The following is a 20086-nucleotide window of genomic DNA, read 5'->3' as shown; positions in this document are numbered from 1 at the left end:
TCAACCCTGCCGCTCCCGGCGGGAGAGCGTCTCCACCAGCGCCTCGGACAGCAGATACACCCCGACGACAGTCAGCATGAGCGCGACCCCCGGCAGGATGGAAAGCCAGGGGGCGGAGCGGAGCACGGCCCGCCCTTCCGCGATCATCCCGCCCCATGTCACCACATTCGGATCGCCGAGGCCGAGAAATGACAGCGCCGCTTCGGTCAGGATCGCGCCCGCGGTGATGACGGAGGACAGGGCCAGAACCGGCGGGAGGGCGAGCGGCAGCACCTCCCTGAAGGCGATCTCCAGTGGATGCATCCCCAGAACCCGCGCGGCCGAAACGAAATCGCGGGAGCGGATGGACAGCACTTCCGCCCGCGCAACCCGCGCGGGGGCCGTCCATGCGCCAAGCGCGATGGCCAGAACCACGACGGCGACCGAAGGCCCCGCGACGGAGACGAAGGCCAGCGCCAGCAGGAATCCCGGCACGATCTGAAAGGCATCGACGACGCGCATCAGCACCTCGTCGCCGATCCCGCCCGCGAAACCGGCGAGCGTGCCCACCAAGGCGCCCAGCGTGACGGCGACCGCAGCCGCAGTCACACCGACGAGCAGCGATGTCCGCGCCCCATGCGCCAGCCCTGCCGCGATGTCCCGCCCCAGCCTGTCGGTGCCGAGGGGGTGTGTTGCGTCGGTGAAGGGAGGCAGCAGCGGCGCCCCGGCAATGCGCAGCGGATCGCCGGGATAGAGCACCGGCGCCAGCAGGGCGAGCACGATCACTGTCCCGAGCAGGATCAGCCCGGCCCGCCCGCCCGACGCCAAAAGAAACCGCCTCATTCACCGCTCCCGATACGCGGATCGAGCCAGGCATAGGCCATGTCCACCAGCAGGTTGGCCAGCAACACCGCCACAGCCGAGGTCAGGATGACCCCCGCCAGAAGCGGTGCATCACGACCCGCGACCGCCTCCTGCGCCAGTCGCCCGAAGCCAGGGATGGCAAAGACGCTCTCGATCACGACCGAGCCGCCCAGCATCGCCCCCGCCTGATAGCCCAGCATGGTGATGAGCGGCAGGAGGGCGTTCCGTGCGACATGACCCACGACGATGCTCTGCCTCGGAAGCCCGCGGGCGCGGAGCGCGGTGACGAAATCCTGTCGCCAGACCTCGGCCATTCCCGCGCGCATGAGGCGCAGGAAAAGGGCCAGATATATGACCCCGAGCGCCGTCACCGGCAGCACCAGATGCTCTGCGATATCCGCCGCCCGCGACAGCCCCGTCCGCCCCGAGGCGATCGTCTCCAGCCCCGAGACCGGCAACCAGCGCAGATTGACGGCGAACACCGTGACCAGCACCAGCCCCAGCCAGAACCCCGGGACGGCATAAAGCGCGAGCGAGCCGGACGACAGAAGCCTGTCGGCCAGCGAGCCGGGCCGCGCCCCCGCGACGATGCCCAGGAGGGAACCCAGTGTGAAGGCCAGTGCCGTAGCGCTCCCCATCAGAAGAAGCGTGGTCGGGAGCCGCTCTCCGATCAGCGCGGCGATGGGCCGGTCGAAAGCCACCGAGTGCCCCATATCCCCGTGGGCAAGCGCAGCGAGATAGGCGCCGAGACGCTCTGCCCCCGAGATGTTCAGCCCGTAGCGTGCGCGCATCTCTGCCCCGAGTGCCGCATCACCGCCGCCGATGCCCGCCAGATAGGCGTCCACCGCATCGCCGGGCGCGGCCTCCAGCATCACGAAGGTGCCCAGCACCACGATGAGCAGCACCGGAATCGCGGTCAGCGCCCGACGACGCAGGAGGCGGAGGAGGCGGGCCATTTGCCGTCAGGGCATGAGCGCGGTATCCGCCCAGCCGGAGACGGCCCAGCGGGGCGTGTTGGCGATATTCTCCAGCCGGTCGCTCGCAACGCTGGTGAAGCTCCACTCCGCCACGTTGATGAGCGGCAGGTCCGCGGCGACGTCGCGCTGGAACGCCTTGTAGAGTGCGACCCGCTTCGCCGTGTCGAGCGTCACGGCCGCCTCGTCGATGAGCGCGTCGAGCGACGGGTTCGCGTAGCCCCCCTGGTTGGAGAAGGGCACGCCGTCCGGCACGCCCGACCGCACGAGGATGGTGGTGGAGATCGCCGGATCCCCGCGGAAGACCGGCGGCGCGATGGCAAGGTCGAAGGCATGGTCGGTATAGACCGCCTTCTGATGCGCGGCGGAATCATTGTTCACCACCCGCGCGGCGATCCCGACCACGGCCAGCGCCTGCCGCAGATAGTCGCCGAACTGCCGGGTTTCGTTGAAATAGGGCGCGGGCAGCAGGTTCAGGCTGAACCGGGCGCCATCGGCGGCCCTGGGATAGCCCGCCTCGTCCAGCAGTGCTTCCGCCCTTGCCGGATCGAAGTCGTAGGCGGGCACGTCCGGCGTATAGAACTCCGTCGCGTTCTGCGGCACCGGCCCGGTGGCGGCTGTGGCGTAGCCAAGGAAGATCGTGTTCACCACGAAGGATTTGTCGATCGCATGGGCGATGGCCTGCCTGACCCTCAGATCCGCCAGCTCCTTGCGGCGATGGTTGATCTCCACGACCAGCTGATACGTCAGTGCCTCATAGCCCTGGGTGATGACACGAAGCCCCGGCACCTTGCCGATCCGTGAAAGATCGGCGAGCGGCACGGCGGAGAAAGCGGCAAGCTGGATATCCCCCGCCTCCAGCGCGGCGGCGGCAGAGGCGCGGTCGGGCAGCACCTGAAACACGATCTCGTCCAGCAGCGGCTTGCCCCTGTCCCAGTAGTCGGGGTTCTTCCTGAGCAGGTAGTATTGCCCCGGACGGTGATCCGCGAAGACGAAGGGCCCGGTTCCGACCGGTCGCACATTCGCCGTATTGTCCGGGATCGGCCCGTCTTCGTAGATATGTCTGGGCACGACGCTCGAAACCACCGGCAGGGCATTGCGGATAAGCTGAAGCGGGGTGGGCGCCGAGAACCGGAAAATCGCTGTATGGGCGTCCGGCGTATCCACGGCGGCAAGATTGGCGAAAACCGATCGTCCGAGGTTCTGGAGCGGCTTCCAGATCTGCATGGCGGAGAAGGCGACATCGGCAGAGGTGAACGGCGCGCCGTCATGCCATTTCACACCCTCCCTCAGCCGGAACGTGACGGTCAGGCCGTCGTCCGACCCTTCCCAGCCCGTCGCCAGCAGCGGGCGGAGGCCGTCGGGGGCGGAATAATCCGCCTCCGCCAGCGCCTCCACGACTTTGCTTGCGACGAAGAAAACACCGTTCGAGGCGACGATGGCGGGGTTGAGGTTCCTCGGCTCCGAATCCGCCGCCACGGTCAGGCGCCCGCCCTCCGCCGCCCATGACAGGCGCGGAAGCGCGGTGGAGGCCAGAAGCAGGGCGATCCCCTGAAGCACGACGCGGCGGGTGGGCAGGAAGGGCATTCTCGGCCTCCGGGACTGGACAGGCCCGACAATACTCCCCTGCCGCGCGTTCTCAAGCGTCAGTCAGACAAGGAGATATGCGTTTTACACCTCTGTGGGAGAATGGCGTTTCACCCTGCCGTGCAGGCGACGGAGGGTTTGCTGTCGTCCAGCGTATCGCTGAACACCGCCTCGTCGCCCTTGGTGAACCATTGGTAGCGGTTTCCGGTGTACCTCACACCCGATCCGGAAACGACGCTCACCAAGATGAAGGGCTCACCGTCTATCGTCATGATGGCGAGCGAATTCGGCCCCGCATTGACATACTGGACCGTCCGCGTCGTGCCGTTCGCGCAGCTGTACTGCTGCTTCGTCTGGGTGCTGCTGACGCCGGGGAGAGTGATTGTCGTATCGCCGGCCGCCATCCCCTGGGCGGGAAGGAGGAGCGACAGCGTTGCTGCGCAAAGGATTTTCTGCATGGTGCTCTCCATATTGTCTTGCGTGACAGGTAGTGTGAGGCGCCGTTCCGGCCACCCGCGCATGAAAGCTGTCGTATCTTTTACGTTGGTTTTACGCCTGCGTGCCAAAGCTGTTCCTGTCGCTGATGGCGGCGGGGGTCGGTGCGGTTTGACGATGGGATATTTTTCAGAACCAGTGCCTTTTTCATGTGTTGCGGGGGGAAATCGCTTTGCCGTCAACGGTCGCTTGCGGCCGCCGGGCAACGATCTCAATTTCGCGCTCATCGGCACACCGCGCCGGTCCTTCTCAGAGCATGGGCAGGAGCCCGACGACCCGGCCTTCTTGTCGCTGATCGCCACGGCGGATTTCGGGCCGTTTCGGGCCACGGGTCTCCGCCCGGCCCTCAAGGTGCTCACCCGCGTGATGGAGGAGGTCGCCTTCCACAACGCCGACCTGCATCGCCGCCTCTCCACATCCGCGATGCTCTGCTGCCGGATGGCGCGCGGGGACAGGGGGGTGTCCAACCATAGCTGGGGTATCGCCATCGACCTGAAGATCGACGGTATCGGAGACACGCGCGGCGACGATTGTGTTCAGCGCGGACTGCTGGAGATCGCGCCCATCTTTGCCCGTCACATGTTCTACTGGGGCGCGGCCTTTCAGATGGAAGAGGCGATGCATTTCGAAGCTTCCGAACAGCTCGTCCGCCTCTGGGCCGCGCGGGGAGAGCTTGCATCCTCCTCCGGCGGGTTGGGCGGCGGGGGTGCCGCAGATGATGCCCGGTACAGGGCCGATCGCTTCATCGAGACGCGCGCGCGGTTTACGGGTTGAGTTGTCGCGTCGCCAATAAAAAGGTGTAGAATGAACTGCATGGACTGCTCTCGCGCCCGCCCGGGCCAGACGATGAGGTGAGTGAGATCATGTCGCCCTTTCTACCCGACAGTCTGACAGGCATTGCCAGCGATTTTCACGATGCGACCAACCGGAACCTGCTGGAGCGGTGGCAACCGCTGTGCGACTGGCTAGATACACGGCTCCGCGACGGCTTCGATCCGGCCTGCAAGGTGAATGCTGTGCGGATTGGTGCGCGGGCGCTCGCGCATGACCGGCGGGGGCGGATGCTTTCGGGGGTCAATCTCGCTTCGCTCGACCCTCTGAACATCTCCACCCATCCCAGGGTGCTGGCGGCGACGCAGGACGCTGCGGCGCGCTTCGGCATTCATTCCGGCGGGTCTGCGGCCATGATGGGTCTCACATCGCTCGTCGTCACGTTGGAGCAGCGGATGGCGACCTTTCTGTCCATGCGGGATGCGGTGGTGTTCCCGACGGGGGCGGATGCGCTTCATGCGCTCTTCCGTACCCTCGTGCAGCCGGGAGACCATATCATCCTCGACAGCCTTGCGGCTCCCGGCCTCCGCGACCTGGCGGAGATCGCGACCCGCAAGGTGCATCTGGCGCATCACCTCTCCCCTGCCTCGGTCCTCGAGCATCTTGAGAAGATCCGGGCGCAGGAACCTGATGCGGGTATCCTGGTGATGATGGAGGCCATGTCCTATGCGGACTGCCAGTCGCCGGATCTTGTCACCCTGCGCGAGATGTGCCGCCTGCATGAAGCGACATTGCTCGTCGATACGGCGCTCGATCTCGGCTCCACCGGCCCGGGCGGGCGTGGGGTGCTGGGCCGGCAGGGGGTGCTGGGCGAGGTTGACCTGGTCAGCGGAACCTTTGCGCGCGCCTTCGCCTCAAATGGCGGTTTCCTTGCCTGCAACCATCCAGCGCTACGGGCCGCGATCGTCCAGAGCAGCCTTATCCACTGGAGCAGTTCGGCGATCTCACCGCTTCAGGCGGCAGCGATCCTCGCCGCATTGGACCTTATCGACGGTATGGAGGGAGACTGGCGGCGGCGCTGCCTGCTGCGGAACTGCCGGGCTTTCCGGCAGGGGCTCACCAAACAGGGCTACAACGTGCTGGGCGAGCCGGGGAGCGCCATTCCCGTCCTGCTCGGTGCCGCCGCCGTGGCGCGCCGGATGACGGCGGAGGTGTTGTATAATGGCGCGGTTGTGAACCTTCTGGAATATCCCATCGTTCCGCAGGGCGGGGCCCGCTGGATACTGCACCCGATGGCCGATCACAGCGCGGAGGATGTGGATACCTTCCTCGCGCTTACCGAACGGGCCCGCCGGTTTGCCGCCTGAGCCGCTACAATCCGGCGCGGGCCAGATCCGCCGCGATGGTGTCATGGTTGGACGGGTCTCGAAAGAAGGCCCGCGACCGCCAGTTCGCGGCGGTAAACCCCGGCTGCAGGCTGCGGATCCGCTCCGCCACCTGACGGGCCTCCCCCATCCTGTCAGCCCGGATAAGATGCACAGTCTTGCAGATATGGGCGCGGATATTGCCGGGATCGCCTTCCAGAACCTCATCGATCTGCGGGCCGACGCCGTTCCGCCCGAGCATCAGACAGTCAAGGATCAGATTGGTGCGGATCCAGACGGGCGGATGCGGGGTGAGGGTGAGGGCGTGGCGGTAGAGGTCGATGGAATGCGCAAGATCGCCGCAATAGCCGAAGATCGCGGCGAGGTAGGAGAGCATCTCCGGGCTTTCCGGCGATTCCGCGACAACGGCGGTCATCCGCGCAAGCGCATCCTCGAAATGACCCTGCGAACAGAGCCAGAAGGCGTGAAGCGCACGTCCGTGCAAATGGCTCGGCGACAGGACGAAGATCTCGGCCACGATGCGGGCGACACCCTCTTCGGCATCACGCGGGTTATCATGCCAGCCAAGTCGCAGGCCATCGAGCAGACAAAAGCCCAGCGACACGCGTGCCTGCAGGAACGAGGGGTCGATGGCGATGGCCTGACGGTAGAATTCCATTGCCCGCGCCAGCGCTGTCCGGCTGACGGAGTTTTCCTGCACCCGGCCCTTCTGAAACAGCTCCCAGGCGCGGATATCGGTTTCGGACCCGGCCCAGTACTCTGCCCAGCGACCATCCGACAGAGCCGTCTGAATCGCTTCCACGATGCGTCGCGACAGGCGCTCCTGTGCGCCGAAACTCAGGGCGCGAAGGTCGAAGCGGTCATTCCAGACGATTGATCCACCATGCGCGGCCACGATACGTGCGTTGAGGCGGATGAGCTCCCCCTCCATGCGCAAGCTGCCCTGAAGGAGATAGTCGACATCCTCTCCGGCAAGGCTTGGGTCGATGATCCGATAAGTTCCCACCACCGCGCCGATGACCGTGGACAGCTCCTCGCGCAGGCCGCTGGCGAGATAGGAAAGCTGCGCATCCCCCCCGATCACCGCGAAAGGTTCGATGGCAAGATGCGGAAACAAGGTCCGCGCCGCCAACTGCGGCGGCTCGGGCCCTTGCGGCACTGCCTGCGGCGGGGCGGTCAGTACAGCGTGCCCGTCGAGCTTGCCGTACCAATGGGCCCGCTCCTCGCTCAGCCATGTCTCGAACTCCGGATCGGGGAGATCCATCCCTTCCAGCAGATCGAGATGCGGCGCGGGAACAGAGACGAAGGCATCCACCCGCAGCGCCTCCAGATGGAGGACGACATCATCACCGGGGGTGGAGATGATCTCCAGCCCGTAACGGACAAGGTGATGGCGGAGTGCGCTCAACTCCTGCCGCAGGCTGGCACGGCCCTTCGCCGGATCGCGGTCACTCCAGAGCCGATCCTGCAACCACCCGCGGGTCCGCCGCCCGCCGGGGGCGAGCGCCAGCATCGCGAGAAGCGCCTTCGCTCTCTTCCCTGGCGGGGTCGCATCCTGTCCGTCCGGTGCGGTCAGTCGGAAGGCACCAAAGACACTGATGCCAGCCATCCCGATGGCGATACGGCTGCGGGGGCCGACAGTGTGGCTCGCGGGCAGCATCCGGGCGGCGCTCTATCCCGCGCAGCCACAGATCGTGACGAAGCCGATCGCCTCCTCCGCGATGCCGGAAAGCCCTGTGTCGCGGTCGATCCGCCCCTTGCCGGTGAAGTCTGGAACGGCGACATTGACGATCCGCATCGTCTTGCCGCCCTCCGACACCGTCCGGTCGAAATGCAGCACGAGGTGGACACCATCCTCGACAGGCCCGTCATCCCCGGTCTTGAGCAGGGTGGGCGGGCCATCGACGAAACGTTCGTCGAAAAGAGCCTTGAACCTTTCCGACAGCTCTACGCCCCGGTCGGGCGAAAAACGCTGTTCCGGCGTGTCTCGACGGACGGCCTCGGCCATCTCAAGCAGAGCCGCGCCGACCGATCTGTAGCTTTCACCGGTTTTCAGTTTGAGACGTGCCATTCCATACCCTCCCCGGGGCAATGCATATGGATTGAATCACAGTCTCGCGATAATCCTGTGAAGAACGACGGTTTGCAACCGGAAGCATGATGGAAAAACACCTTGCTCGCGCCTGTTCGGGCGATTTGCTTTCGGCGCCGCATTTTCCCGCTCTGCCGCCCGACTGGCCGTTCCACATTGCGGTGGTTGCCTTGGCGTTACCCGCAGGTTGCGCGCCCCCTGAAGGGCTGGCGGCTCGCGTGGCGTCCGGCGCGGGGGCGACTCGCGCGGAGGCGGCGTTCCGGGCGCTGATGGAGGGGGCGGAGCGATATGCGCTGCAATATTCCGGCGCAAGGCCCACCCGTCTCATGCCCTTCGCCACAGCCGGCGGCGTTATGGTGGATGAACCGATCACGCGGTTGACGCTCGGCGCACCGGGGGGTGGGGGCGTTACCTCCCGCGGGGCGGCGGCGGGCGACGGTCTTGGGGATGCCGGTGATCGCGCCTGCCTGGAGACGCTGGAGCACCTCGCCCTCGCGCGGCTGGCCGAAGGGGACGGCTCCGCGTTTCATCGCGTCGATCTGCCGGAACTGGCGCGCTACCGCAGCTACCTCGATGGGCAGCTTCGCGGCCTGTCGCTCTGGATGGCGGGAGGGCCGCAGCACGTCGTGGCAATCGCCTGCACAGCGGACCGCAACAACGGCCGCCCCACCATCGGTTCCGCCGCTGGACAGGAGCCATGCCAGACGGCCATCCGTGCGGTGGAGGAGGCAATGTTTCTCTGGCGCAACATGGTGGAGATGGAGCGGCGCGGCGCACCGGTGCCCCCTGGCCCGGCCGGTGAGGCGGCGCGGCTTTACCGGGGGGCAGTCCCGGCTCCCGGCTGGCTCGACGCGCTGACTGCAAGGAGCGGAGAGGGGCGGGCAGCGCCGCTGCCCCTGATGGGCCCTGCCCCCCTTCTCGAGACGGTGGCCCGCGTCGCAGGCCAGAGAGCGCGGCTCTTCGACATGACCGTGCCCGTGCTGCCCGTTCCTGTCGCGCGGGTGCTTCTGGGCTAGAGTTCCACCGGGGATGCAACCGGCGCGCCTGCTCTGCGTTGGCTCATGGCTAAAGAGGACGGAAACGGAATGCAGGCGAAGGCCATCGGCGTCGTGGCGAATGCGGGATCGGGACGGAACTCGCGCGAGAAGGAGGCGGTAGAGCACGCGATGGAGGTCTTCGGCCCCACCGCGCGCTTGGTCTATTGGGACCCGGAAACCGACCGCATGGCCGATCTCATTGATGAGCTGGAGGGCGAGGGGCGCGATCTGATCGTGGCCGCTGGCGGCGATGGCACGATCATGGCCGTCGCCTCCGAGATGCGGGACCGCAAGGCCGCGATGGGGGTATTGCCGCTCGGCACGTTCAACTTCTTCGCGCGCGGGCTGGGATTGCCGCAGGAGCCGCAGGAGGCGGCGGAGGCGATACTTGCCGGCCGGGCGGAAAAGATGTCGCTCGCCACTGTGAACGGACAGGTGTTCCTGAACAATGCGAGCCTTGGCATTTATCCATCCATCTTGAAGCAGCGCGAGGATGTATACGAGCGTTGGGGGAGATACCGGCTGCTGGCCCACTGGTCGGTCATCAAGACCTTTCTGGGCTTTCAGCGGCCCATGCGACTGTCCATTCTCGCGGATGGGGAGCGGAGGGACTTCCGTACGCCGCTGCTGTTCGTCGCCCGCTCCGCTTATCAGATAGAGCGCTATGGTCTGGAAGGGACGGAGGCGATCAACGGCGACCGCTTCGCCATGTATGTGGCCAAGGCGGAGGGGCGCGCCGGATTGTTCCGTCTGGCCTGGCGGCTGGTGAGCAAGCGGCTGCAGGTTGGTCGGGATGTGACGCTCATCGACGCGGCGGAGATAGAGGTGGAGCTGCCGCAGAAGAATCCTCTCGTCGCCTTCGACGGTGAGAAGGCAAGGATGCGCGCCCCCCTGCGCTTCGAGATCCTGAAGGATGCGATCAGCGTGGTCACACCCAGCCCGGAAGATCAGGTGTCCGCATGAGCCGCATAGTCCATCTCTCCGACCTGCATTTCGGCCGGACAGACCCCGCCCTGTTCGCCCCGCTGGTGGAAGCGGTGAATGGCCTGAAACCCGACCTTACGGTAATCTCCGGCGATTTCACCCAGCGCGCCCGCGTGTGGCAGTTCGAGGAGGCGCGTGCCTTCCTGAACCGCTTGTCCGGGCCGGTGCTCTCGGTTCCCGGCAACCATGACACGCCGCTCGACAATCCCTTCATGCGGTTCCTGATGCCGTGGAAGCGCTACCGCCGTTTCATCAGCCGGGAGCTGGAGCCGGAGTTCCGCAGCGACGATATGGCGGTGGTGGGCGTCAACACGGTGAACCGTTTCGCGTGGCAGCAGGGCAGAATGCCCAAACACGCGTTGAGCCGCGCGAAAAAGGCCTTTGTCGAGGCGGGCGATGCAGCGCGTATCGTTGTGCTCCACCACCCGCTCGAACAGCTTCCGGGGGCGCGTAAACCGGTGATGCGGGGGGCGTCAAAAGCCGTCGAGGGCTTTGCCGAAGCAGGGGCGGATATCGTGCTGTCGGGGCATATCCACAATACCCACATCGCTCCGTTCACCAATTATCCGCATGTGCTTTTCGTCCAGGCGGGGACAGTCCTGTCCACCCGCCTGCGCGGGGAGAAGAACAGCTTCAACCTGATCGACATCGACCGCGACCGGGTGGAGATCGCCGCCCTTGCCGTGGACGAGGCGGGCCGCTTCGCCTACACGCCGCCCCATGTCTTTCGGAAAGGCGGGGAAGGCTGGATCGCGGCGGGAACCGGCACTTCCGTCGCAGCTTCCATTGCGGAAGCATCTTCTGACTCCGCTTTGCAGGGCGAGCCGGTCCTGGCGCCACCGGAGGGAGAACTGGCCCCAATGACAGGGCAAACCGGGGAACCGGGCCGCTCAGACATGGATGAAACAATCAACCTCACGCCGCCCAGCCCACGCGCGGCCCGCGGCGGATAGCGTGACCCGCGGGGATACAGTTACGCCACCCCTGCAATTGAGGCTGGCGGGAGAGACCGATGGGCCTTGTCACCCCACCCTACACACGCGGCACGTGGCATATAGCTTCGCCCGGGCGCGAGGACGGGGGCATTCCCCCGCGCGCGACATGTGGGCAGTTGGAGGACAGCCTCAAGTCTCTGGATGGGGGCCCTCCCCGCGCGCGCGACATGTGGGACATGGGATAATAAACACCGCAAGCACAAGCGGGCGCTCCCCGCGCGCGCGACATGTGGGACATAGCTTATAACACCCCGGGCGGTGATGATGGGCGCTCCCCGCGCGCGCGACATGTGGGCCTGTGCCGCATGTCACGACCAGTTGGATCGCGGACACTCCCCGCGCGCGTGACATGTGGTCGCTAGAAATGCCTCCCCGCTGGATGAACGAGGTCAGTCCCCCGCGCGGGACGTATGGCGAGCGCGCATCGCTGATCGGGCGCACGACGCGGCCGGTAACTCCCCTCGCGCACGACATGTGGCGAGCGGCTGTCCAGCGTGGATTTCGTCATGACTGCCATCGCTACGCGCGCGGTATCGGGGTACCCTCCAGACAGACCGCCGTTCTGCTACCCCGACGCGCGGTATCGGGACAGGGAGGAGGTCGGCGGCTTCGATGGCGCCAGCGCCTCCCCTGCGCGTGGTGTATCCCGGGGCGAGGAAGTTCCTCTCTGGTCAGCATCTCCTTCCACCTCAACCGCGTGGTACGGGACTTCGTCGCGATGCGGCTGGCGATTTCACAAGTGTCCGGCGCGCGGAACTGGATGTTGCGGCATGGCAGTGTGCCTCCCGGCAACCGCCCCGATGCCACTCTCGGGGACAGGGGAGCCCAGCTGTGTTCTTGCGCTGCAGGACACGCCGGTTTGACAATTTGCGTCTGCCGCGTCCGGCGCCAATAGGTTAGGCAGGGAGCCACCGCTTCCCTCAGGAGCCACCATCCCACACCCGCCGAGGGGCCAGACAAGACAGAAAGGACAGCGCATGTCGCGACCCGCCTCCCCTTCGCTCGACCTTGGTGTCATCGGAAACTGCTCCTCGGCAGCGCTTGTCGACAGAGAGGCGTCCATCGTCTGGATGTGCGCCCCGCGCCTCGACGGAGATCCGGTATTCTGCCGCCTGCTGGACCGGGAGGAGGCAGAAGGAGGAGACTGGTCGATCCGTCTGGTGGATCAGGCAGGCTCCACCCAGCGCTACCGACGCAACACCGCGATCATCGAGACCGAACTGGTCGATGGCCAGGGCAACCGCCTTCGCGTCACGGATTTCTGTCCCCGCTTTCAGGCGCATGGCCGGATGTTCCGCGGGCAGACGGTTGTGCGGCTGGTGGAGCCGGTTGCGGGGTCGCCCCGGATGCAGATGCTGGTCCGGCCCCGTCACGACTATGGCAATGCCCGGCCGGAGACCACGCGGGGCACGAACCATCTCCGCTTCCTCTTGGGGGAGCAGGTGCTGCGGCTGACCACCGATGCGCCGGTGGAATACATCGCGCATGAGACGCCGTTCATCGTGGACAGGCCCTATGCCTTCCTGCTCGGCCCGGACGAGCGGCTGACGGATTCGCCGCGTTCCATCGCGCGCTCCTTCCTGCGGGAGACGGAGCGATATTGGCTGGAATGGGTGCGCAGCCTTTCGATCCCCCCGGATTATCAGGATGTCGTCATCCGATCCGCCATCACGCTGAAACTCTGCTCGACGGAGGAAACGGGGGCGATCGTCGCGGCGCTGACCACCTCCATCCCGGAATATGGCGACAGCGGGCGGAACTGGGATTACCGCTTCTGCTGGCTGAGGGATTCCTATTTCACCGTCAAGGCGCTGAACAGCCTGTCGGCCACCCGCACGATGGAGGACTATCTCTCCTACGTCTCCAACATCGCGATGGGATCCGAGGGCGGGTACCTTCAGCCGCTCTTCGGTCTCGGGCTGGAGCGGGAGGTGGACGAGCATATCGTGCCCTCGCTTCCCGGCTATCGCGGGCATGGCCCGGTGCGGCGGGGCAATGCCGCCTATACCCAGATCCAGAACGACGGCTACGGTTCCGTCATCCTGTCGATCATCCAGTGCTTCTTCGACGAACGCCTCCCCGTGATGGGGGGAGAGGCGCTGTTCCGCCAGCTGGAGGTTCTGGGCGCGCAGGCGGAGAGCCGCTGGAACCAGCCCGACGCCGGCATCTGGGAATTCCGCACGCGGAACGGGGTGCATACCCATTCTTCCATGATGTGCTGGGCGGCGTGCGACCGGCTGGCGCGGATCGCGGCGCGGCTCGGCCTGACGGAGCGGGCCACCTACTGGCGCAAGGTGGCTGACCACATCCGGGAGGGGGTGCTGAGCCGGGCATGGAACGCCGAGCTGGGGAGCTTCGTGGCGACCTTCGGAGGCGGCGATCTGGATGCGAGCCTGCTGCTCATGCCGGAAATCGGCATTCTGGAGGCATCCGACCCACGCTTCCTCTCCACCCTCGCGGCCTGCGAGAAGTGGCTCCGCTTCGGCAACCACCTCTATCGCTACCGCGCGCCGGACGATTTCGGTGAGCCGGAGACAGCCTTCACGGCCTGCACCTTCTGGCTCATAGATGCGCTGATCCGGGTAGGCCGGCGGGAGGAAGCGCGGGAAATCTTCCTCGACATCCTGTCGCACCGCAATCCGATGGGGCTGTTGTCCGAAGGGGTGCATGTGGAGAGCGGGGAGCTGTGGGGTAATTTCCCGCAGACCTATTCGATGGTCGGGCTCATCAATGCGGCGGCCCGCCTGTCCAGGAGCTGGGACGAGGTGCTCTGAAAGCAGGGCCGCCCGCCAAGCGCCTGTCACTGCGATCACACAGTTGTCAGATGGCAAACCTCTTTCTATCCTGAACCCGACCGCGCGAGCGGCCCCGGCCAAGGGGAGGGTCGGGGAAGGACATTCCCCGGGAGAAGGAGGCGCTTTCCAAAGAAGCGCCGTTGGAGGAGGATCAATCATGAAAAACTTCGCATTGGCGTCGCTGATTGCTGGCGCGCTTTCGCTACCTGCCATGGCCGCGGATTACACGATCATCGCGCCCGCCAATCCCGGTGGCGGATGGGACCAGACGGCCCGCACCATGCAGACGGTGCTGCAGGAGGCAGGCATCTCGCGCAGCGTGCAGGTTCAGAACGTGCCGGGTGCGGGGGGAACCATCGGGCTTGCGCAATTCGTCAGCCAGAAGAAGGGCGATCCATCCGCGCTGATCGTGGGCGGCTACGTCATGGTCGGTGCGATCCTGACCAACAAGTCGCCCGTCGGGCTCGACGACGTGACGCCCATTGCCCGGCTGACCGGAGAGTATGAGGCCGTGGTCGTTCCCGCCTCCTCTCCGTTCCAGTCGATCAACGACCTGATCGCGGCGCTGAAGGAGAACCCCGGCGCGGTGAGCTGGGCGGGCGGATCGGCGGGCGGCACCGACCATATCGCTGTCGGCCTCATCGCCAAGGCGGCGGGCGTGGATCCGACGAAGATCAACTACATCGCCTATTCCGGCGGCGGCGAGGCGCTGGCCGCGATCCTTGGCGCGCAGGTTTCGGCGGGGGTGTCTTCGCTGGGCGAGTTCGAGGGGCAGATCAAGGCCGGTACGCTGCGGCTTCTCGCGGTTTCCTCCGGTGAGCGGGTAGAGGGCTTCGATGCGCCGACGCTCAAGGAATCAGGGCTCGATGTCGTCCTGGAGAACTGGCGCATGGTCGCCGCCGCGCCGGGGCTGACGCCGGAGCAGAAGGCCGCCGTTTCGGCCGATATCGAGAAGATGGTGAAGTCGGCGGAGTGGCAGAAGCAGCTTTCCGACAAGGGCTGGGCGGATACCTATCTCGCGGGCGACGCCTTCGATACGCAGTTGCAGGAAGATATCGCCGCGACGAACGCTGTGCTCAAAGACATCGGTCTGGTGAAATGAGCGACCGCCCGGTGAGCGGGCAGCGCCACGATGGCCCGGACCATGGACCAAGCGGCCATGGCGGGCGGGACGGGCGGCGCGCCGATACCGGCGCGCTCGTCATCGCGGCGGGGCTGTTCGGCTTCGGTGCCGTCATTATTGCCGATGCGCTGCAGCTCGCCGATCTCGGCGGCTATTCGCAGGTCGGGCCGGGGACGGTGCCGGAAATCGTCGGCGGAGTGCTGATCCTTCTGGCGGTCTGGACGGTCGTGGCGGCCTTTCGCCACGATTTCCCCGAACGGGAGCGGGTGGAGGTTCCGCCGCTTCTGTGGGTGATAGGCGGACTGGTCGCACAGATCCTGCTGCTGATACCTGCGGGTTTCTCCATCGCCACGGGCGTGATGTTCGGCGCGACGGCGCGTGGCTTCGGCTATCGCAACCTGATCTTCGCCGTGATCGTGGGGATCGTCCTGTCCTTCGCGGTCTGGCTGCTGTTTTCGCAACTGCTGCAACTGCACCTGCCGGAAGGCGTGCTTGAGAACCTCTTTCTGAGGGCGGTCCGGTGACGACATTCGATTTCCTGCTGCAGGGCCTCGCCATAGCCATGCAGCCGATGAACCTGCTCTATGCGCTGATCGGCGTGACGCTTGGCACGGCGGTCGGTGTGCTGCCGGGGATCGGCCCCGCGCTGACCGTGGCGCTCCTGCTGCCGGTGACCTACAAGCTCGACCCGGCCGGATCTCTCATCATGTTCGCGGGCATCTATTACGGGGGGATGTACGGCGGGTCGACAACCTCCATCCTGCTGAATACGCCAGGGGAAAGCGCCTCGATCATCACCGCGCTGGAGGGCAACCGGATGGCGCGCAAGGGTCGGGGCGGCCCCGCGCTCGCCACCGCGGCCATCGGCTCCTTCGTGGCGGGGCTGATCGCGACGCTGCTGCTCGCCTTCGTCGCGCCGATCATCGTGAAGCTCGCGCTGGTGTTCGGCCCGCGGGAGTACTTTGCGCTGATGGTGCTGGCCTTCGTGACCGTCTCCTCCGCTTTCGGGGAATCGGCGCTGCGGGGGCTGACATCGCTGTTTCTGGGGCTGGGGCTGGCCGTCATCGGGATCGACCAGCTTTCGGGGCAGGCGCGCCTCTCGTTCGGTATGCCCGAACTGCTCGACGGGGTGGAGGTGACGACACTGGCCGTCGCGATGTTCGCCATCGGGGAGGCGCTCTACCTCGCCTCGCAGCGGTGGTCGGGCAAGGATGAGGTGATCGCGGTCAAGGGATCGCTCTGGATGAACCGGCAGGACTGGAAACGGTCATGGCGGCCCTGGCTCCGCGGCACCGCCATCGGCTTTCCCATCGGCGCCATGCCGGCAGGCGGGGCGGAGATCGGCACCTTCCTGTCCTATGCCGTCGAAAAGAAGATGACCAAACATCCCGAGGAATTCGGAGAGGGGGCCATCGAAGGCGTCGCCGGGCCGGAAGCCGCGAACAATGCCTCTGCTGCCGGAACGCTGGTGCCGCTGCTCACGCTCGGCCTGCCGACGACGGCGACGGCGGCGATCATGCTGGCCGGGTTCCAGCAGTTCGGCCTGCAGCCCGGGCCGCTGCTCTTCGCCACGAATCCCACGCTTGTCTGGGGGCTGGTGGCCTCGCTGCTGATCGCAAACGCCATGCTGCTCGTGCTGAACCTGCCGCTGATCGGGCTGTGGGTGAAGCTGCTCACCATCCCGCGGCCATGGCTTTACGCAGGCATCCTGCTGTTCGCGACGCTGGGCACCATCGGGGCCAATCCCTCGGTGTTCGAACTGGCGATGCTGCTGGCCTTTGGCCTCTTGGGCTTCGTGATGCGGCTCTTCGGCTACCCGATCGCACCGATCGTCGTGGGGCTGATCCTCGGCCCGCTGGCGGAGCAGCAGCTGCGCCGGGCGCTGGCGATCAGCCAGGGGGACTGGACGGTGCTTGTCTCCTCGCCGGTTTCGGCAGGCTTGATGACGGTGGCGGTCCTCGCCTTCGTGGTGCCGATGATCCTGCGTATCCGGGGCCGCGGCAAGGTGTTGAGCCAGCTCGCCGCGGATGAGGACTGACGGGGGAGACGGGGAGGGGTGCCCGCGCCCCACCCCTATGGCTCAGCGGGTGGCCCATTCCCCCTTGCGGAACACTGGCACCCGGGCGCCGTCGGCGCCGATCCCGTCGATGTCTATCTCGCCGGAGCCGATCATCCAGTCCACATGGATGAGGCTGGAGTTGCCCCCCTGCGCGGCGATCTCTTCCGGCGTGAGGCTCGCCCCGTCGACGAAGCATTTGGAGTAGCACTGGCCGAGCGCGATGTGGCAGGCGGCGTTCTCGTCGAACAGTGTGTTGTAGAACAGCAACCCCGATTGCGAGATGGGAGAGGAATGGGGCACCAGCGCCACCTCTCCCAGCCGCCGCGCGCCCTCGTCCGTATCCAGCACCTTGAGCAGCACGGCTTCCCCCTTGGTGGCGCGCGCCTCCGTGATGCGCCCGCCCTCGAACCGCACTTGGATATTGTCGATCAGCGTGCCCTGATGGGCGAGCGGCTTGGTGGAGCGGACATAGCCTTCAACGCGCTGGGAATGGGGCGTGGTGAAGACCTCTTCCGTCGGGATGTTGGGGTTGCAGGTGATGCCGTTCTTGGCGGGTGACGCCCCGCCCATCCACTCATGCCCGTCGGCAAGGCCCACCGTCAGATCGGTACCGGGTCCGGTGAAATGGAGCGCGGCGAACCGATGCTCGTTCAGCCAGCCCGCGCGCGTCTTCAGCGCAGCGTTATGTGAAGCCCAGGCGGCGACCGGGTCCGGCCCGTCAACGCGGGAGGCGGCGAAGATCGCGTCTGCCAGCCGCGCCACCGCCGAATCCTCCGGCAGGTCGGGAAAGACGAGCCGCGCCCAGGACGGGTTGGGATAGGAGACGATGTTCCAGTTGATATCGAAATTGGAGATCTTCTCCAGCGCGGGTTTGTAGGCAGCGGAGTTGGCCCGGTTGGCGCGGGCCACTTTGGCGGGATCCTGTTCGGCCAGCAGCATGGGATTGTCGCCTGAAACGGCAAGCCGTGCGGCATTCCCCTCATAGGCGGCGGCCATGCCGCGATAAAGCCAGTCCGGCGCACGGTCGAAGGAGGCATCCTGACCATGCTGGAACCGGGCGAGCGTCACGCCTTCGTCCGACAGGATCGGCGTTACCACGCCCGCACCGGCGGCATAGGCCCGCGCGGCGATCCGGCGGACGAGGGGCAGGGCGGCGACCGGCGCGGTCAGCACGAGATCCTGCCCGGGCTGAAGGTTCAGACCGACCTTCACGGCAACTTCCGCGAGCCGGTCGAGCAGCTCCTCGCTCACAGGGCCGGCAGAGGGATCGATGGGGGATGGCTTGTTCATCACAGGCTCCTTGGCTTCCCGCAAAAGCATAGCCCGCGCATGGGCGGCGTCAAAGGCTCCACTGCCCGTCGGCGGAGGGTTCCCGAAGGATCTCGCGCGCGCATTCATGACGCCCAGACGTCACTCGTGTGCTTCTCCTGCTAGACAATCGCCCGCGCCCGCGGAGATCAGCCACACTATGCAAGCCAACTGGCGTGACCACCCCAATCGCCCGGGCGCGTGTGGAGCTCAGGAGCCCTGCCACTGGAACCGCCGCATAAGTACCCAATCGCCCGCGCGCGCGTGGAGGTCAGGTCACGGATGGGCGCATTCATGGCTGCGTCTAGCAATCGCCCGCGCGCGTGGAGGTCAGCTTGCAAGCCATGCAAGGCGCTTAGGGATAAACCAATAGCCCGTGCGAGTGGAGGTCAGCCCACGCCGCATGGACGGCAAGGGCATGGACACAATCGCTCGTGATCGCTCGTGCGCGCGTGGAGGTCAGTGACCCCAAGCTAGAGGCCGTTAATTCTAGAACCAGTTAATTCCAGAACTAATCGCCCACGCGCGCCTAGAGGTAGCCCGGGTTTGCCTGCCCCCGGAACCGGCGAAGCGCAATCGCCCACGCGCATAGAGGTCGCACAGGAGCGCAGAAAGACAGAGACTTGGCCGGGATATTGCTCGTCCGCGCGTGGAGGTCAGCGACTGTGTGCTCAATACGCTCTCGGGCTGCCGACATCGCTCGCCGGCTGGGAGGTCAGGCTGCTGCCGAGGCTTTAAGGATCGAACGAGCCTATCGACAGCGCGCGCAGGGAGGGTCTGGTCCTCGGCATGCTGGCGCGTGGCGACAAGAACCTATCGCCGGCGTGCTTCGGGCGGGCCGCCCCTGGTGCGATCAAGAGGGCCGGGCGCTCTGGCAATCGCCCCCGCGCGTGCGGAGAGCCGATGATAGAGGCATTGTTCATATTTTCCACAAACCAATCGCCCCCGCGTGTGCGGAGGGCCGTTTGAGGGCGCGCCGAGGAATGGGACTGAGTTCCTATCACTCCCGCGCGTGTGGAGGGCTGGCTTTGTGAACGCCAGCACGAGATTCTTGATTACTATCGCCCCAGCGCGTGTGGAGGGCCGGGATGGCGTCAAGGAGCCTTGGCCGGCTGCGCCATCGCCTGTGAGCGCGTGACGGCCAGGTTGGTCTATCCGCTTCCGCCGGCCCGCGCGCCGGTGGGGGTCAGAGTGACCGTGCTGAAGCCGCTGGGGGTCAGAGGCTGCCCTCCGGCAGGGCATGGCGCGCAATCCGGCAGGGAGGCTGCCTTCGGCAGCGCGGGGGACGCCCCCCGCGACCCCCGGCGGAAAGCCCGGGTGCCTCAGGCGGGATCGCCGAGCCGTCCGATAGCGGCGGCGGTATCTGCCATTCGGTTGGAGAAGCCCCATTCGTTGTCGTACCAGGAGAGGATGCGGCAGAGCCGGCCCTCCATCACTCTGGTCTGGTCCATGTGAAACACCGAGGAGCGGGGGTCGTGGTTGAAGTCGGAGGAGACGTTCGCCTCCTCCGTGAAGCCGAGGATCCCCGCCAGCCGCCCCGCCGCCGCCTAGCGGATCGCGGCGTTGATCTCCTCCGCCGTCGTGTCCCGTGCCGCCTCGAACACCAAGTCCACGACAGAGACGTTCGGTGTCGGAACC

General features: G+C 66.2%; 16 protein-coding genes and 1 pseudogene. 9 read left to right on the top strand and 8 right to left on the bottom strand.

The features are described 5' to 3' along the window. The 4 genes from CN97_RS13190 to CN97_RS20965 all read right to left on the bottom strand — a co-directional run bounded on the left by CN97_RS13190 (position 1) and on the right by CN97_RS20965 (position 3862). Positions 1-822, bottom strand: coding sequence for an ABC transporter permease (locus CN97_RS13190; protein ID WP_035712305.1), 822 nt, complete (start codon positions 820-822; stop codon positions 1-3). After that, on the bottom strand, positions 819-1799 hold the full coding sequence (locus tag CN97_RS13185; RefSeq protein WP_035712303.1) for an ABC transporter permease: 981 nt from the start codon (positions 1797-1799) through the stop codon (positions 819-821). The genes CN97_RS13190 and CN97_RS13185 overlap by 4 nt, the downstream gene beginning before the upstream one ends. A 6-nt stretch (positions 1800-1805) precedes the next feature. Next, entirely contained in the window at positions 1806-3404 is a 1599-nt protein-coding gene (locus CN97_RS13180; RefSeq protein ID WP_035712300.1) for an ABC transporter substrate-binding protein, read from the bottom strand. A gap of 110 nt (positions 3405-3514) precedes the next feature. After that, positions 3515-3862: an MliC family protein gene (locus tag CN97_RS20965; protein ID WP_035712298.1), complete on the bottom strand. Its 348-nt coding sequence runs from the start codon at positions 3860-3862 to the stop codon at positions 3515-3517. A 175-nt stretch (positions 3863-4037) separates the two neighbouring features. Between CN97_RS20965 and CN97_RS20960 the strand changes: the two genes are divergently transcribed. Next, positions 4038-4673 (top strand): M15 family metallopeptidase, encoded by a 636-nt coding sequence (locus tag CN97_RS20960; protein WP_165496695.1) that lies wholly within the window; start codon positions 4038-4040, stop codon positions 4671-4673. An 89-nt stretch (positions 4674-4762) separates the two neighbouring features. Further along, a complete protein-coding gene (locus CN97_RS13165; protein ID WP_051911241.1) occupies positions 4763-6037 on the top strand; it encodes an aminotransferase class I/II-fold pyridoxal phosphate-dependent enzyme in 1275 nt (424 codons plus the stop codon). Between the two features lie 4 nt (positions 6038-6041). Here CN97_RS13165 and CN97_RS13160 read toward each other — a convergent pair whose 3' ends face one another. Both CN97_RS13160 and CN97_RS13155 read right to left on the bottom strand, forming a co-directional pair. Continuing rightward, positions 6042-7715 (bottom strand): hypothetical protein, encoded by a 1674-nt coding sequence (locus tag CN97_RS13160; RefSeq protein ID WP_035712296.1) that lies wholly within the window; start codon positions 7713-7715, stop codon positions 6042-6044. Between the two features lie 12 nt (positions 7716-7727). After that, the gene (locus CN97_RS13155) at positions 7728-8126 is read right to left on the bottom strand and encodes a hypothetical protein (RefSeq protein ID WP_035712293.1); all 399 of its coding nucleotides are present in this window, start codon (positions 8124-8126) and stop codon (positions 7728-7730) included. 89 nt (positions 8127-8215) lie between these two features. Between CN97_RS13155 and CN97_RS13150 the strand changes: the two genes are divergently transcribed. The 7 genes from CN97_RS13150 to CN97_RS13120 all read left to right on the top strand — a co-directional run bounded on the left by CN97_RS13150 (position 8216) and on the right by CN97_RS13120 (position 17119). Further along, on the top strand, positions 8216-9163 hold the full coding sequence (locus tag CN97_RS13150; protein ID WP_035712291.1) for a hypothetical protein: 948 nt from the start codon (positions 8216-8218) through the stop codon (positions 9161-9163). Positions 9164-9232: 69 nt separating this feature from the next. Further along, complete coding sequence (locus tag CN97_RS13145; protein WP_035712289.1) at positions 9233-10147, top strand: diacylglycerol/lipid kinase family protein; 915 nt, start codon at positions 9233-9235, stop codon at positions 10145-10147. Beyond that, positions 10144-11121, top strand: a complete 978-nt coding sequence (locus tag CN97_RS13140; RefSeq protein WP_084684166.1) for a metallophosphoesterase family protein — start codon at positions 10144-10146, stop codon at positions 11119-11121. Before CN97_RS13145 ends, CN97_RS13140 begins: the two co-directional genes overlap by 4 nt. 1019 nt (positions 11122-12140) lie before the next feature. Beyond that, a complete protein-coding gene (locus CN97_RS13135) occupies positions 12141-13937 on the top strand; it encodes a glycoside hydrolase family 15 protein (RefSeq protein ID WP_035712287.1) in 1797 nt (598 codons plus the stop codon). A gap of 178 nt (positions 13938-14115) precedes the next feature. Then, entirely contained in the window at positions 14116-15060 is a 945-nt protein-coding gene (locus tag CN97_RS13130; RefSeq protein ID WP_035712285.1) for a Bug family tripartite tricarboxylate transporter substrate binding protein, read from the top strand. Next, entirely contained in the window at positions 15057-15605 is a 549-nt protein-coding gene (locus CN97_RS13125) for a tripartite tricarboxylate transporter TctB family protein (protein WP_084684165.1), read from the top strand. Before CN97_RS13130 ends, CN97_RS13125 begins: the two co-directional genes overlap by 4 nt. After that, on the top strand, positions 15602-17119 hold the full coding sequence (locus tag CN97_RS13120; protein ID WP_035712282.1) for a tripartite tricarboxylate transporter permease: 1518 nt from the start codon (positions 15602-15604) through the stop codon (positions 17117-17119). Before CN97_RS13125 ends, CN97_RS13120 begins: the two co-directional genes overlap by 4 nt. A gap of 42 nt (positions 17120-17161) precedes the next feature. On the opposite strand, the gene CN97_RS13115 is transcribed toward CN97_RS13120, so the two are convergent. Further along, positions 17162-18430, bottom strand: a complete 1269-nt coding sequence (locus tag CN97_RS13115) for an aminopeptidase (RefSeq protein WP_035712615.1) — start codon at positions 18428-18430, stop codon at positions 17162-17164. A 1340-nt stretch (positions 18431-19770) separates the two neighbouring features. Continuing rightward, a pseudogene (locus CN97_RS20300) lies at positions 19771-20086 on the bottom strand (erythrose-4-phosphate dehydrogenase); the annotation flags it as partial.

The sequence above is a fragment of the Haematobacter massiliensis genome (assembly GCF_000740795.1).
Taxonomy (GTDB): Bacteria; Pseudomonadota; Alphaproteobacteria; order Rhodobacterales; family Rhodobacteraceae; genus Haematobacter; species Haematobacter massiliensis.
This window is presented reverse-complemented; position numbering and strand designations above follow the sequence as displayed.